This window comes from Enterobacter sp. RHBSTW-00975, from assembly GCF_013615235.1.
GTDB classification, from domain to species: domain Bacteria; phylum Pseudomonadota; class Gammaproteobacteria; order Enterobacterales; family Enterobacteriaceae; genus Enterobacter; species Enterobacter ludwigii.
Genome location: NZ_CP055883.1, coordinates 4,134,267 through 4,149,236, shown reverse-complemented (window position 1 = coordinate 4,149,236; position 14,970 = coordinate 4,134,267). Strand labels below are relative to the sequence as shown.

Sequence of the window (14,970 nt, the reverse complement as noted above, 5' to 3'; positions counted from 1 at the left end):
AGGATGACCTATGAGCAACACAGAAAGCATTATCGTTGGCCAGACAAAAACGTCCTCCTGGCGTAAGTCTGATACCACCTGGACGCTTGGCCTGTTTGGAACCGCCATTGGCGCAGGTGTGCTGTTCTTCCCGATTCGCGCAGGCTTCGGCGGCTTGATTCCTATCCTGCTGATGCTGGTTCTCGCTTTCCCGATTGCGTTTTATTGCCACCGGGCGCTGGCGCGCCTGTGTCTGTCCGGCAGTAACGTGTCTGGCAACATCACCGAAACGGTGGAAGAGCATTTTGGTAAGACCGGTGGGGTGGTGATCACGTTCCTCTACTTCTTCGCCATTTGCCCGCTGCTGTGGATTTACGGCGTCACCATTACGAACACCTTTATGACCTTCTGGGAAAACCAGCTCCAGCTGCCCGAACTTAACCGCGGCGTGGTGGCGCTGTTCCTGCTGCTGCTGATGGCCTTTGTTATCTGGTTTGGTAAAGACCTGATGGTGAAGGTGATGAGCTTCCTGGTGTTCCCGTTTATCGCCAGCCTGGTGCTGATTTCCCTGTCGCTGATCCCTTACTGGAACTCGTCGGTGATTGACCAGGTCAATCTGAGCGATATCGCGTTTACCGGGCATGACGGCATTCTGGTGACGGTCTGGCTGGGGATCTCCATCATGGTCTTCTCCTTCAACTTCTCGCCCATCGTCTCCTCGTTTGTGGTCTCGAAACGTGAAGAGTACGAACCCGAGTTCGGTAAAGCGTTTACCGAGCAGAAATGTTCCAAAATCATCGGTCGCGCCAGCTTGCTGATGGTCGCGGTGGTGATGTTCTTCGCCTTTAGCTGCCTGTTCACGCTCTCGCCGCAGAACATGGCCGATGCCAAAGCGCAGAATATTCCCGTGCTCTCTTACCTGGCGAACCACTTTGCGACCATGTCAGGCACTAAATCAACGTTTGCCACGGTGCTGGAATACGGTGCCTCCATCATTGCGCTGGTCGCTATCTTCAAATCCTTCTTCGGCCACTATCTGGGCACGCTGGAAGGGCTGAACGGCCTGATCCTGAAGTTCGGTTATAAGGGCGATAAGAAGAAAGTCTCCGTAGGCAAACTGAACACCATCAGCATGGTATTCATCATGGGGTCGACCTGGGTCGTTGCCTATGCCAACCCGAACATTCTCGACCTTATCGAAGCCATGGGGGCGCCAATCATCGCCTCTCTGCTGTGCCTGTTGCCGATGTATGCCATTCGTAAAGCGCCGGCAATGGCGAAATATAAGGGCAGACCCGAGAACATCTTCGTCACGGTTGTGGGCCTGCTGACCATCCTGAACATCGTCTACAAACTGTTCTAAACCCTGGCTCAGGAAGAGCGGAGTAACACCATGATTGAGTTTCCGGTTGTATTGGTTATTAACTGCGGATCGTCCTCTGTTAAGTTTTCAGTACTCGATGCCAGCAGCTGTGATGCCCTGATGACGGGCATTGCAGACGGGATTAACACTGAAAAAACCTTTATTTCCGTGAACGGGGGTGAGCCAGCCAGACTGGCTCACCATGACTACGAAGGGGCGCTGGCAGCCATCGCCCTGGAGCTGGAGAAGCGTGACCTGATGAGCAGCGTGGCCCTGATTGGCCATCGTATTGCGCACGGCGGCGACCTCTTCAGCGAGTCGACCCTTATCACGGAACAGGTTATTGAGCAGATCCGTCAGGTTTCCTCGCTGGCGCCGCTGCATAATTACGCCAACTTAAGCGGCGTCGAGGCAGCCGAACGCCTGTTTCCGGGCATACAGCAGGTGGCGGTGTTTGACACCAGCTTCCACCAGACGCTGGCCCCGCAGGCCTATCTGTACGGGCTGCCGTACCGCTATTTTGAAGAGCTTGGCGTGCGGCGCTATGGCTTCCACGGGACGTCCCACCGCTACGTTGCCGGGCAGGCGCATGCCTTGCTCGGGATTTCGCCTGAGGACAGCGGGCTGGTGATTGCCCATCTCGGCAACGGGGCATCCATCTGCGCGGTACGCAATGGTGAGAGCGTGGATACCTCCATGGGCATGACGCCGCTGGAAGGGCTGATCATGGGGACCCGCTGTGGCGACGTTGATTTCGGCGCCATGGCCTGGATAGCCCAACGGACCGGACAGTCATTTGAGGATCTGGAACGCGTCGTCAATAAAGAGTCCGGCCTGCTGGGGATCTCGGGAATATCCTCCGATCTGCGCGCCCTCGAAAAGGCCTGGCATGAGGGACATCAGCGGGCACAGCTGGCGATCCAGACCTTTGTTCACCGTATCGCACGGCATATTGCCGGGCACGCGGCGTCGTTACACCGCCTGGACGGTGTGGTGTTCACCGGCGGAATTGGTGAGAACTCCAGACTGATCCGCACGCTGGTGGCGGAACACCTGGCCGTCTTTGGCATCACCCTCGATGAAGCCAAAAATGCCCTGCCGGGCAGCGCAGGTGAGCGTGTGATCACCACCGATTCGTCCCGCGTGGCCTGCGCGGTGATCCCAACCAACGAAGAAAAAATGATCGCGCTGGATGCCCTCCGTCTTGGGAAGGTCACTCCGGCTGCGGCTTATGCCTGACAGAGCGAGAAATTCATGAAAGTAGCAATCGATACGCGCGTTGCCCCTTACAGCGACGCATGGGCCGGGTTTCGCGGTGAAGAATGGAAAGACACCGTCAACGTGCGCGATTTTATTCAGCATAACTATACCCCTTATGAAGGCGACGAAACTTTCCTCGCGCAGGCGACGCCAGCAACGACGGCGCTCTGGGAGAAGGTAATGGTGGGCATTCGTCAGGAGAATGCCACCCATGCGCCGGTGGATTTTGACACCAACATTGCCACCACCATCACGGCCCACGGACCGGGCTATATTGACCAGCAGCTGGAGACGATCGTCGGCCTGCAAACCGATAAGCCGCTCAAACGCGCGCTGCATCCGTACGGCGGGATCAATATGATCCGCAGTTCATTCGAAGCCTATGGCCGCGAGATGGATCCGCAGTTCGAATATCTCTTTACCGAACTGCGCAAAACCCATAATCAGGGGGTCTTTGACGTTTACTCCCCCGAGATGATGCGCTGTCGTAAATCAGGCGTGCTGACCGGGCTACCGGACGGCTACGGACGCGGGCGCATCATCGGCGATTACCGCCGCGTGGCGCTTTACGGCATCCGCTACCTGGTGCACGAGCGTGAGCGCCAGTTCGCGGATCTGCAGGGCAAACTCGAACGGGGTGAAGATCTGGAGGCGACGATCCGCCTGCGTGAAGAGCTGGCGGAACACAAACGCGCACTGCTGCAGATCCAGCAGATGGCAGCGAACTATGGCTTCGATATTTCTCGCCCGGCGATGAATGCGCAGGAAGCGGTACAGTGGGTTTACTTTGCCTATCTGGCCGCGGTGAAATCCCAGAACGGCGGGGCGATGTCGCTGGGACGCACGGCCTCGTTCCTGGATATTTATCTCGAACGCGATATGCAGGCGGGTCGCCTGAGTGAGATCCAGGCGCAGGAACTGATCGATCATTTCATCATGAAGATCCGCATGGTGCGCTTCCTGCGTACTCCGGAGTTCGACACGCTCTTCTCCGGCGATCCTGTCTGGGCCACCGAAGTGATTGGCGGAATGGGGCTGGATGGCCGCACGCTGGTCACCAAAAACAGCTTCCGTTACCTGCATACCCTGCACACGATGGGACCTGCACCGGAGCCAAACCTGACGATCCTGTGGTCCGAACAACTGCCCGTCGCATTCAAGAAGTACGCTGCACAAATGTCGATCGACACCTCGTCGCTGCAGTATGAGAACGACGACCTGATGCGCGTGGATTTCAACAGCGACGACTACGCCATTGCCTGCTGCGTCAGTCCGATGGTGATCGGCAAGCAAATGCAGTTCTTTGGCGCCCGCGCTAACCTGGCGAAAACGCTGCTGTACGCGATCAACGGCGGGGTGGATGAGAAGCTGAAGATCCAGGTCGGGCCGAAAACCGCGCCGCTGCTGGATGAGGTGCTGGATTACGACACCGTGATGGCGAGCCTGGATCACTTTATGGACTGGCTGGCGGTGCAGTACATTAGCGCGCTGAATCTCATTCATTACATGCACGATAAGTACAGCTACGAAGCCTCACTGATGGCGCTGCACGACCGGGACGTTTACCGCACCATGGCCTGCGGTATCGCCGGGTTGTCGGTGGCGGCGGACTCGCTGTCCGCCATCAAATACGCCACGGTAAAACCCGTACGCGACCATACCGGCCTGGCGGTCGATTTTGTGATTGAAGGGGACTACCCGCAGTACGGTAACAATGATGACCGCGTGGACAGCATTGCCTGTGACCTGGTGGAACGCTTTATGAAGAAAATTCAGGCGCTGCCGACCTACCGCAACGCGGTGCCGACCCAGTCGATCCTGACCATTACGTCGAATGTGGTCTACGGCCAGAAAACCGGCAATACGCCGGACGGACGCCGCGGCGGTACGCCATTCGCACCGGGCGCGAACCCGATGCACGGACGAGACAGGAAAGGGGCGGTGGCCTCGTTAACCTCCGTCGCTAAGCTGCCGTTTACCTATGCGAAAGACGGGATCTCTTACACCTTCTCCATCGTGCCTCAGGCGCTGGGCAAGGATGAGAGGGTGCGCAAAACCAACCTTGTCGGGTTGCTGGACGGGTATTTCCACCACGAAGCGGCCATTGAGGGGGGACAGCACCTCAACGTTAACGTCATGAACCGGGAGATGCTGATGGAGGCGATTGAGCACCCGGAGAACTATCCCAACCTGACCATTCGCGTCTCAGGGTATGCGGTGCGCTTTAATGCGCTGACGCGCGAGCAGCAGCAGGACGTGATCTCAAGGACGTTTACCCAGGCACTGTGATCGTCGTCTGAAACAGGCCCCCTTTGGTTAAGGGGGCTTTTTTGTCCGCGGAACATACAAAAATGTTTATATAATTACTCACACATCTTCATCCGCTTCTGAAAAACAATGCGCCTGCTTTTTCCCTGAAACAGTATGTAAGGACAGTAAGATGATGAAAATGACCCGTATCACCCTGGTTGCTGCCTCGCTGGTGGCGTGCAGTTTTGCCGCACAGGCCGCTGACGTTGAAGCTGCCCCCTCTCCGGCGCAGGATCCGCTGGTGCAACACCTCAAGCTGAGCAACGATCAGATTAAGAAGATCGACGCGCTGCATCAGACGCTGGAACAAAATGTCAGCAAGATCCCGATGACCGGCGTGAAAGACGGTGCGCTGATCGAGATGTTCCAGACCGGGAAATGGGATGAAAGCACGGTGAAAAACCAGCTTGCCGCATTCAGCAAAATTGAAGAGCAGACCCGCTATTACCGCGTCAAATACTACTTTGATGTCAGCCAGGTTCTGACAGCGGAGCAGCGTAAACAGGTGAAAACCGATATGGCGAACGCGCTGGCTAACTGATGACACACCCGCGCATGTCGCGGGTTTTTTATTTCTTGATCGGCATCACTTTTAGAAAAACACATCGATTATTCATCATATCAGAGTATTTATTTCTCTCGCTTGCGAAAAGCCTTATAAATATTGTGACTTTTTTCTCCCGCTCTCCACGTATGATTTGTCCATTCCAATAACACACACCTGCAGCAGTCTGGCTCATTATCGCTGGTGGTCAGAATCCCATAAAAACAATTGGTTACCCTACAAAATAAGCGAGTGCCTTATGGATACGGCAACAAACAGCAGTGTGATTGTGAACGATTCACCCGCGGCAAAGCGGGCAGGGATGAGTGAAAGCGAGTGGCAGGAGGCCATTAAATTCGACAGCACCGATACGGGCTGGGTCATTATGAGTATCGGAATGGCCATCGGCGCGGGGATTGTTTTTCTCCCGGTACAGGTGGGGCTGATGGGACTGTGGGTGTTTCTGCTTTCGTCAGTGATTGGCTATCCGGCCATGTACCTGTTTCAGCGGCTGTTTATTAACACGCTGGCAGAATCGCCGGAGTGCAAAGATTATCCAAGCGTCATCAGCGGCTACCTCGGTAAGAACTGGGGCATTTTATTGGGTGCGCTCTATTTCGTGATGCTGGTTATCTGGATGTTCGTCTACTCCACCGCCATCACCAACGACAGCGCTTCCTATTTACACACCTTCGGCGTGACGGAGGGGCTGCTCTCTGAAAATCCGTTCTACGGTCTGTTCCTGATCTGCATCCTGGTGGCGATCTCCTCCCGTGGCGAGAAACTGCTGTTTAAAGTCTCCAGCCTGATGGTGCTGACCAAGTTATTTGTGGTGGCGGCGCTCGGGTTGTCGATGATTGGCCTCTGGCATTTAGCCAACGTGGGCATGCTGCCACCCGTGGGGCTACTCATTAAAAACGCGATTATCACGTTGCCGTTTACCTTAACGTCGATTCTGTTTATTCAGACATTAAGCCCGATGGTGATCTCCTATCGTTACGCGAAAAATCGGTTGAAGTGGCGCGCCATAAAGCGCTGCGGGCGATGAACATCGCCTTCGCGATCCTCTTCGTGACGGTCTTTTTCTACGCGGTCTCGTTCACCCTGGCAATGGGGCATGATGAGGCGGTCAAAGCCTACGAACAGAATATTTCCGCACTCGCAATTGCCGCGCAGTTTATCAGTGGCGACGGTGCCGGCTGGGTCAAAATTGTCAGCGTTATCCTGAATATCTTTGCCGTCATGACCGCGTTCTTCGGCGTGTATCTGGGCTTTCGTGAAGCGACGCAGGGCATTGTGATGAACATTCTGCGCCGCAAAATGCCGGCAGAGAAAATCAACGAAAACACCGTACAGCGCGGCATCATGCTGTTTGCCATTCTGCTGGCATGGAGCGCGATTGTGTTAAACGCGCCGGTACTGAGCTTCACCTCTATTTGCAGCCCCATCTTCGGCATGGTGGGGTGTTTGATTCCGGCGTGGCTGGTCTACAAAGTGCCGGCGTTGCACAAATATAAAGGCGTGTCGCTGGTGATCATTATCATCACCGGTCTGCTGCTGTGTGTTTCTCCTTTCCTCGCGTTTTCTTAAGGGCAAACAAGGTCGTAACGATGTCAGAGCAAACTCAATCTTTATGGAATCAATTTATTCGGGCGGTGCAGGAGGAAGTTAAACCTGCACTGGGGTGTACCGAGCCGATCTCTCTGGCGCTGGCTTGTGCGATGGCCGCGGAGCTTCTGCCGGGTGACGTCACACAGATTGAGGCGTGGGTTTCACCGAATCTGATGAAAAATGGCCTTGGCGTGACGGTACCTGGCACCGGGATGGTCGGGTTGCCGATTGCGGCGGCACTGGGGGCCATTGGCGGCAACGCGCACGCCGGGCTGGAGGTACTGAAGGATGCCACTGCCGATGCGCTGGTGCGTGCCAAAGCGCTGCTGGACGCCGGACAGGTGCAGGTCAAGCTGCAGGAGCCGTGCGATGACATCCTCTACTCCCGCGCCTGCGTTCACGCCGGACAGGCCTCGGCGATGGTGACCATCGCCGGTGGGCATACGCGGGTGGTGGAGATTCTCTGTCAGGGCGAAACCCGCTTTACGCTTGATTCTCAACCCGATGAGAGGAATGACGACCCGCTGGCGGTACTTTCAAACGCCACGCTATCGCAGATCCTTGAGTTTGTGGAGCAGGTGCCGTTTGACGCGATCCGCTTTATCCTGGCTGCCGGACAATTAAATGATGCGCTCTCCCGTGAAGGTTTAAGCGGAAAATGGGGGCTGCACATTGGCGCGACGCTCAATAAGCAGCGCGCTCGCGGATGGATAGCGCAGGACCTGGGCTCGGATATTGTCATTCGCACCAGCGCGGCCTCGGACGCCCGAATGGGCGGGGCGACGCTGCCAGCAATGAGCAATTCCGGATCGGGCAACCAGGGGATCACGGCCACCATGCCGGTTGTGGTGGTGGCGGAACATGTCCAGGCGGATGATGAACGCCTTGCCCGGGCGCTGATGCTTTCACACCTTTCGGCTATTTATATCCACGCCCAGCTTCCGCGCCTGTCGGCGCTGTGTGCGGCTACCACGGCGGCGATGGGGGCGGCGGCAGGCATGGCCTGGCTGATGGGCGGAAGCTATCAGACGCTCTCAATGGCAATCAGCAGCATGATTGGCGATGTCAGCGGGATGATCTGCGATGGCGCGTCCAACAGCTGCGCCATGAAGGTCTCAACCAGCGTTGGTAGTGCCTGGAAAGCGGTGATGATGGCGCTGGATGATTCGGCGGTAACGGGCAATGAAGGGATTGTGGCGCACGATGTGGAGCAGTCGATCGCGAACCTGTGTTCGCTGGCGTGCCGCGCCATGCAGGCGACGGACCGGCAGATTATTGAGATTATGGCACGTAAAGTGTAACGGTTTCCTCTCTCCCCGCCGGGGAGAGAGGATTATCGGGTGTTAAACCGGTAAATCAATTAACAGCGCGCGCAGCGGCGAATCAGCAACCAGCGTGATATTCGCTTCGTCGCGAATAAACGCCCCGTCACCGCAGGTGAGCGCTTCTTTCTCTTCCGTATGCGTCACCGCATGCACCGTACCGTGAATCGATTGCAGATAGGCGCGCGGACCATGAAGCTGGAAGCTCGCCTGTTCCCCTTTCTTCAGTTCGATATGGTGCAGCCACACCTGCTGGCGCAACTGCAGGCTGCCTTGACTGCCGTCCGGGGAGGCTATCAGCTGCTGCCTGTCGCCCGTCAAATCTAACTTCTGTACCAGCGGGTTTTCCCGCTCAGGGCAGGCATCCAGCCACAGCTGCATACGGGTCAGCGTTTTATCTTTGCTGAGGTTATGCTCGCTGTAACTGATGCCCGGCTGCGTGGAGATTAATAATGCTTCGCCGGCCTTCGCCTGGACATGATTGCCCTCGCTGTCGCGGTATTCTGCTTCGCCTTCCAGGATCAGGTTCAGGATATCGACTTTCGGGTACGTACGCGGCTGGAAGGACGCGCCTGGGGCGAGCACTTCCTGATTCAATACGCGCAATGAAGCGTAACCGAGCAGTTTAGGGTCAAAGTAGTGTCCAAAGGAAAAGGTGTAGCGGGCCTGCAGCCAACCGAAATCGGCTTGTCCGCACTGTTTAGCTGTTCTTGTCGTAATCATAAACTTGACCTCTCTTTACACTAAACAATGGTAAAGGTATGGACGCTTCATTGTTAGCCAGATATTCTGCCCGGTATGTTCAAATTTCCTGAATGAGAACGAGATGGCTAAAGAGAGAGCATTGACGCTTGAGGCGCTTCGCGTCATGGACGCAATTGATCGGCGTGGCAGTTTTGCCGCGGCGGCAGATGAACTGGGGCGCGTTCCGTCTGCGCTCAGCTATACCATGCAGAAGCTGGAGGAAGAGCTGGACGTGGTGCTCTTTGACCGCTCCGGTCATCGAACAAAATTCACTAACGTCGGACGGATGCTGCTGGAGCGTGGTCGCGTCCTGCTGGAAGCGGCGGACAAGCTGACGACGGACGCCGAAGCGCTGGCGCGCGGCTGGGAAACCCATCTGACGCTGGTGACGGAAGCGCTGGTGCCCACCGAGGCGCTGTTCCCGCTGGTGAACCGGCTGGCCGACAAAGCAAACACCCAGTTATCGATCATCACCGAGGTGCTGGCCGGGGCCTGGGAGCGACTGGAGACGGGCAGGGCGGATATCGTCATTGCCCCGGATATGCACTTCCGTTCCTCATCTGAAATCAACTCCCGCAAACTCTACAGCGTGATGAACGTCTATGTCGCCGCACCGGATCACCCGATTCACCAGGAGCCGGAGCCGCTCTCGGAAGTGACGCGGGTGAAATACCGCGGGGTTGCGGTCGCAGATACCGCGCGCGAGCGTCCGGTGTTAACGGTGCAGTTGCTGGATAAACAACCGCGTCTGACCGTCACGTCGCTTGAAGACAAACGCCAGGCATTGCTGGCAGGCCTGGGCGTGGCAACGATGCCGTATCCGTTTGTCGAAAAAGATATTGCAGAAGGGCGGCTACGCGTGGTCAGCCCGGAGTACACCAGCGAAGTGGACATCATTATGGCGTGGCGGCGCGACAGCATGGGTGAGGCCAAATCGTGGTGCCTGCGCGAAATACCCAAGCTCTTTGCCCATCACAACAAATAAAAAATCGAGCCCGGTACGCGAAACGCCACCGGGCTTTGTTTTATGCGTTGAGTTTTGGATCGGGCCCGAAGCGGTTTTCGCCCGGCGTGCCGGCCTGGCAGTTGAAGACCAGAATGACCAGCCAGCCCACAATCGGGATCAGCAGCAGCAGTAACCACCAGGCTGAACGATCGGTATCGTGTAGCCGTCGGAACAGTACGGCCCATGAGGGAAGCAGGACCAGCAGGCCGTAAATCGTGGTGAGAACACCTTCACCGCCGGCTCGTTCCCAGCCGAGAATTTTATCGATAATACCCAGCACCATGATGAGGATGAAGTTCACCAGAACGAACATCCAGTACTCTTTACGGCGAGCGCGGCCACCAAATCCAATGTAGTTGCGCAGTACTTTTAAATACCAGTCCATTTTCCTTGCCTCATTAGTCAGTCAATCACTTGTTTTTTAAGCGATCGAGGTAAGGATAGATGGAGAATGTGAATTAAAAAAGGGCATCAATTGATGCCCTTGATATTTATCCGAAACGCACGTCGCGACCGTGCGGTTCATCCAGGTCCTGCCACGGACCCACCGAGATAATACCCGTCGGGTTGATGGTCTTATGGCTGCGGAAATAGTGGGTGCGGATATGGTTGAAATCGACCGTTTCAGCAATGCCCGGCATCTGATAAATATCGCGCAGGAAACCGTACAGGTTCAGGTAATCGCTGATGCGGTGTTTATCACACTTGAAGTGGGTAACATACACTGGATCAAAGCGAACCAGCGTTGTCCACAGACGAATGTCTGCTTCCGTCAGGCGGTCGCCCGTCAGGTAGCGATGCTGGCCGAGGATCTGCTCAAGACGCTCCAGCGATTCAAATACTTTTCCCACCGCGTCGTCATACGCTTCCTGGCTGGTGGCAAAGCCTGCCTTGTAGACACCGTTATTCACGTTGTCGTAAATCCAGCTGTTCAGCTCATCAATCTTATCGCGCAGCTCAACCGGATAGTAATCCCCGGCGCGGGCCCCGTGGGCATCAAACGCGGTGTTGAACATGCGGATGATCTCTGCGGACTCATTGCTGACAATGGTCTGGTTTTTCTTGTCCCACAGCACGGGTACGGTCACGCGTCCGGTGTAGTGCGGATCGGCGCGCAGATAGAGCTGATAGAGAAAATCGTGGTGGTAGAGGTCATCACCGGTGGCGGCCGGGAAATCACTGTCAAACGTCCAGCCGTTTTCCAGCATCAGGGGGTTGACCACCGAAACCGGAATTAAGGATTCGAGTCCTTTCAGCTTGCGCACAATCAGCGTGCGGTGCGCCCATGGGCAGGCCAGAGAAACATAGAGATGATAACGGTCTTTCTCAGCCGCAAAGCCGCCTTCGCCGCTTGGGCCCGGTGCGCCATCGGCGGTTAGCCAGTTACGGAAGGCCGAAACAGAGCGCTTGAAGCGTCCCCCGGTGGATTTGGTGTCATACCAGACATCCTGCCAGACGCCGTCTACGAGTTGTCCCATTTTTTTCTCCTCCGTCAATAAGCAAAAGCGAGGAGATATCTCCTCGCTTTGTGTTCATTCAGTATAGCGTGCTTACCACTTCTTATTCAGAACGCGGTCGATGCTGTATGCGCCTAGGCCAGTGATGGCCAGCAGCAGGAAGCCACCCGCGATGGTCAGGTTTTTCATGAACATCAGGGAGTTCACGCCTTCTGCAAAGTTGCTGTGGAAGATGAACGCCGTCAGCAGGGTGAAGCCTGCGGTAAACAGTGCCGTGGTGCGGGTCAGGAAGCCGAACAGAACCGCCAGGCCGCCGCCGAACTCAAGGAGAATAGTCAGTGGCAGCAGGAACCCGGGAACACCCATGGCTTCCATGTATTGCTGCGTGCCCGCATAACCGGTGATTTTGCCCCAGCCTGCGGTGATAAACAGAACCGGCATCAGAATACGCGCTACCAGAACACCAACATCTTCTAATTTTTTCATTTTACTCTCCAGGAAACCACATCAGCGGCTGAACTTTATTTGTGTGCAAATTCGGGTAGATACCGCGTCTTTGCTGTCGATGGAGAGGAGTGTAAACGGGGCAGATGGGAATTGTTAGCAAGGAAAACTGTCAATCTTCTTCAAAGATATTGAGTAACGGGGAAGGGGGAAAGTATGCCGGGTAAGCGAAACGCTACCCGGCATAAGAACTAACGCAGCTGTTGTTGACGAATCGTCGCTTTCACCAGACGCCAGGCGCTCCAGGCACCAAAGCCGCGGCGGGCCCAGCGGATCAGCATATTTGGATGACGAACCGTCCAGATAGCCATCACGCTGCTTCCGACCAGCGCCCATGAGCGCAGGCTCAGGAAGGTATTCCAGCCCCGGTCAAAACGACGCGTCGCGTCAACCCAGTCGCGACGACTGGCAGACAAATCCAGCCGTTGCTGCTGGATCTGACTGAGCAGGAATGCTTTTCGCTTCTGACGTTCGGCTTTATCGCTCACGGCTTGTCATCCTCCAGCAGGGCGCGATCGTTGGCCAGTTCCTGGCGCGTATGGCGCAGGAAAGTGGATTTGCGTGCTTTACGCATCGTCCATATGCCGCCAATCAATGCCGCAACCAGCAGAACAACGGTGGTGGCAATCATCGCGTTGAGTCGATATTGCGGGTCAATGGCCCAGATGATTAACACCATCAGGCTCATCAGACCAAACGCGGCGAAGAGCATGGTAAGCCCGAGCATCAGCAGCATCTGGAAAAGGTTCGCTTTCTCCTCTTCCAGTTCAACCACTGCCAGCCGGACGCGCGTTTCGGCAATCCCGACCAGCGTCGTCAGAATACGCTGGCCGATGCCGAGGACGTTATTAGCAGGCCCTTGTGCGTGACGAGGATCTTCCATATTAACGACGCGTCAGGAGGACACCCAGTACCACACCTACCGCGGCACCAATCCCTACACCCGTCCACGGATTATCGCGAACATATTCGTCCGCGCGGGCTGCCGCTTCGCGGGTCTGTTTCGCCAGTGCATCACCGGTTTCACCCAGGCGATAACGGCTCTCTTTCAGCGCCTGCTCAGCTTTGCTGCGCAGTTTGCTGACCTCTTCTTTTGACTTATCTGCAGAGGAGTTCAGCACCTCTTCCAGGGTATCGGCCAGGGATTTCAGTTCAGCGCGCAGATTTTCAGACGTCGTATCTTTTGACATGATTCTCTCCTGTTGAGATTTCCGTTAACTCAATAATCGCGAGCTTCCAGCGCTTTCAGGTCGTCCTGCGCTTCTTTCAACTTCTTCTCGCGCTTAGCAATTTTTTCCGCATCCCCTTTCTCTTTCGCTTCCTGCAGGTCGTGACGGCGCTCGGCTATCTCGTCCTTCTGTTCAGCGATTTTTTTCTGGTGATCGGCACGTAGCTTGCTGTTAGAACAGTTCGCTTTCACTTCGCTCAGCGCTTTTTTGAGACCCTCAACACGATGCTGATTGTTATGCTTTTCGGCATAACTGATCTCACGCTGAATATCCTGTTCTTTCTCCTGACAGAGAGAGTTGGCGAAGGACGCTGTGCTTAAAGAAAAAAGGGCCAGAGCCAGAGTAATGCGGAATTTCATTATCGAAACCTTCCATTGTGTTGCGGCGTGAGCCGCTATCCAGAGTCAAGCGGAGTACATTCATGGGGTGCTCCGCGTACTTAAGCATAGTAAGTAAACGGGGGATTCACCAAAGTGAGTGAAAAGATTCGGAATCCTGGTAATTATCCAAATCTATGCGACGAATCGCGAATCAGTGACAGCCAGGCAGCAGGCTGGTTGTCATCTTCCTGCTGGGCAATGATATAACCGTGCGGCAGCGTACGGTCGAGCACCACTTTCGCGGCGGCACTTTGCGCACGGGAATCAAACTTAATCAGTAAAATATCGTCCTGCGGGGTGATGCTCTTAAAGCGGATGCCGTTGGCATCAAGATGATGCCACACCGAAAAACCGTCAGGCACGCTGACACCCTGACTCACCGGGTGAATGGCCAGCGTCGATTCCTGATGCGAAAGCGTCGTCCAGGCCAGGAACATGAGGCTGAGCAACCCCAGGGCAATCATGGCCACGGCAAAACGGCGCACGGCAAGCGGTGAGATAACCATCGTTAACCTCTGGCTCCGTATTTCTTCTTCCACAGCACCACCAGCGAACCGACCAGACCAAAGACCAGCAGAACCACCGGTAACAGCATCAGGCAGGACATGAGCTGATCTTCATATTTCATGAAGACCGGCGTTTTGCCCAGCGCATAGCCCAGCGTGGTCAGGATCAGAACCCACAGCAGGCCGCTCATCCAGTTGAAGAACTGGAAACGGGTGCTGCTTAATCCGGAAAGACCCGCAATGGTAGGCAGCAGGGTGCGTACAAAGGCGATAAAGCGGCCGATCAGGAGCGCGGAAAGCCCGTGCTTATGGAAAAGATGGTGCGCCCGCTGGTGATAATGCGCAGGAAGGTGGGAGAGCCAGTTCTGCACCAGACGCGTATTGCCCAGCCATCGCCCCTGGATATAGCTCACCCAGCAGCCAAGGCTGGCGGCGATGGTCAGTAATAAAATGGTTTGCGGAAAGGCCATTGCCCCTTTGGCACACAGCACGCCGACGAGCACCAGTAAGCTGTCGCCAGGTAAAAAGGCGGCAGGCAGTAAACCGTTCTCAAGGAACAGAATCATAAATAAGACGAAGTAGAGCATGCCAATCATGGAAGGGTTGGCCAGCGTTTCAAAATCCTGCGCCCAGAGGGCATGCAGTAGTTGGGTCAAAAGTTCCATTCAGTGTTCCTGGAAATCGGTTAACGTCACGCCTGTTATCCGGGACAAACAGCACGGCGACATTGTTGTGATTTCATTATGGTCGCTCGC

At 55.7% G+C, this 14,970-nt stretch carries 16 protein-coding genes and 1 pseudogene; 7 read left to right on the top strand and 10 right to left on the bottom strand.

Going from position 1 to position 14,970, the window contains the following annotated elements; translation table 11 throughout:
* The first annotated feature begins 10 nt into the window (after nt 1-10).
* From tdcC to HV340_RS20015, 6 genes and pseudogenes are all read left to right on the top strand, one after another.
* Entirely contained in the window at nt 11-1,342 is a 1,332-nt protein-coding gene (gene tdcC, locus HV340_RS20040) for a threonine/serine transporter TdcC (protein WP_059306680.1), read from the top strand.
* Nucleotides 1,343-1,372: 30 nt separating this feature from the next.
* On the top strand, nt 1,373-2,581 hold the full coding sequence (gene tdcD, locus HV340_RS20035; protein ID WP_181216196.1) for a propionate kinase: 1,209 nt from the start codon (nt 1,373-1,375) through the stop codon (nt 2,579-2,581).
* A gap of 15 nt (nt 2,582-2,596) precedes the next feature.
* On the top strand, nt 2,597-4,891 hold the full coding sequence (gene pflB, locus HV340_RS20030) for a formate C-acetyltransferase (RefSeq protein WP_032679026.1): 2,295 nt from the start codon (nt 2,597-2,599) through the stop codon (nt 4,889-4,891).
* A gap of 151 nt (nt 4,892-5,042) precedes the next feature.
* On the top strand, nt 5,043-5,453 hold the full coding sequence (locus HV340_RS20025; protein WP_014171738.1) for a hypothetical protein: 411 nt from the start codon (nt 5,043-5,045) through the stop codon (nt 5,451-5,453).
* 262 nt (nt 5,454-5,715) lie between these two features.
* Nucleotides 5,716-7,046, top strand: a pseudogene (locus HV340_RS20020) (hypothetical protein).
* 20 nt (nt 7,047-7,066) lie between these two features.
* A complete protein-coding gene (locus HV340_RS20015) occupies nt 7,067-8,368 on the top strand; it encodes a serine dehydratase subunit alpha family protein (protein ID WP_063925611.1) in 1,302 nt (433 codons plus the stop codon).
* Between the two features lie 42 nt (nt 8,369-8,410).
* Here HV340_RS20015 and HV340_RS20010 read toward each other — a convergent pair whose 3' ends face one another.
* Complete coding sequence (locus tag HV340_RS20010) at nt 8,411-9,112, bottom strand: pirin family protein (protein WP_014171735.1); 702 nt, start codon at nt 9,110-9,112, stop codon at nt 8,411-8,413.
* A 103-nt stretch (nt 9,113-9,215) separates the two neighbouring features.
* Between HV340_RS20010 and HV340_RS20005 the strand changes: the two genes are divergently transcribed.
* Nucleotides 9,216-10,118: a LysR family transcriptional regulator gene (locus HV340_RS20005; RefSeq protein WP_014171734.1), complete on the top strand. Its 903-nt coding sequence runs from the start codon at nt 9,216-9,218 to the stop codon at nt 10,116-10,118.
* A 40-nt stretch (nt 10,119-10,158) separates the two neighbouring features.
* On the opposite strand, the gene HV340_RS20000 is transcribed toward HV340_RS20005, so the two are convergent.
* The 9 genes from HV340_RS20000 to yqjA form a co-directional block, all read right to left on the bottom strand.
* Nucleotides 10,159-10,524: a DUF805 domain-containing protein gene (locus tag HV340_RS20000; RefSeq protein WP_014171733.1), complete on the bottom strand. Its 366-nt coding sequence runs from the start codon at nt 10,522-10,524 to the stop codon at nt 10,159-10,161.
* Between the two features lie 106 nt (nt 10,525-10,630).
* The gene (locus HV340_RS19995) at nt 10,631-11,617 is read right to left on the bottom strand and encodes a glutathione S-transferase family protein (RefSeq protein WP_020883573.1); all 987 of its coding nucleotides are present in this window, start codon (nt 11,615-11,617) and stop codon (nt 10,631-10,633) included.
* Between the two features lie 72 nt (nt 11,618-11,689).
* The gene (locus tag HV340_RS19990; protein WP_181216195.1) at nt 11,690-12,082 is read right to left on the bottom strand and encodes a DoxX family protein; all 393 of its coding nucleotides are present in this window, start codon (nt 12,080-12,082) and stop codon (nt 11,690-11,692) included.
* A gap of 209 nt (nt 12,083-12,291) precedes the next feature.
* Nucleotides 12,292-12,588, bottom strand: coding sequence for a YqjK-like family protein (locus tag HV340_RS19985; protein WP_020883574.1), 297 nt, complete (start codon nt 12,586-12,588; stop codon nt 12,292-12,294).
* Nucleotides 12,585-12,983: a phage holin family protein gene (locus HV340_RS19980; protein ID WP_013098867.1), complete on the bottom strand. Its 399-nt coding sequence runs from the start codon at nt 12,981-12,983 to the stop codon at nt 12,585-12,587. The genes HV340_RS19985 and HV340_RS19980 overlap by 4 nt, the downstream gene beginning before the upstream one ends.
* Before the next feature lies 1 nt (nt 12,984).
* Nucleotides 12,985-13,290: a YqjD family protein gene (locus HV340_RS19975; protein WP_003862645.1), complete on the bottom strand. Its 306-nt coding sequence runs from the start codon at nt 13,288-13,290 to the stop codon at nt 12,985-12,987.
* A gap of 29 nt (nt 13,291-13,319) precedes the next feature.
* Nucleotides 13,320-13,688: a DUF1090 domain-containing protein gene (locus HV340_RS19970; protein WP_181216194.1), complete on the bottom strand. Its 369-nt coding sequence runs from the start codon at nt 13,686-13,688 to the stop codon at nt 13,320-13,322.
* Nucleotides 13,689-13,831: 143 nt separating this feature from the next.
* On the bottom strand, nt 13,832-14,215 hold the full coding sequence (gene mzrA, locus HV340_RS19965; RefSeq protein ID WP_181216193.1) for an EnvZ/OmpR regulon moderator MzrA: 384 nt from the start codon (nt 14,213-14,215) through the stop codon (nt 13,832-13,834).
* Between the two features lie 2 nt (nt 14,216-14,217).
* On the bottom strand, nt 14,218-14,880 hold the full coding sequence (yqjA, locus tag HV340_RS19960; protein WP_014171727.1) for a DedA family general envelope maintenance protein YqjA: 663 nt from the start codon (nt 14,878-14,880) through the stop codon (nt 14,218-14,220).
* Nucleotides 14,881-14,970 lie beyond the last annotated feature (90 nt).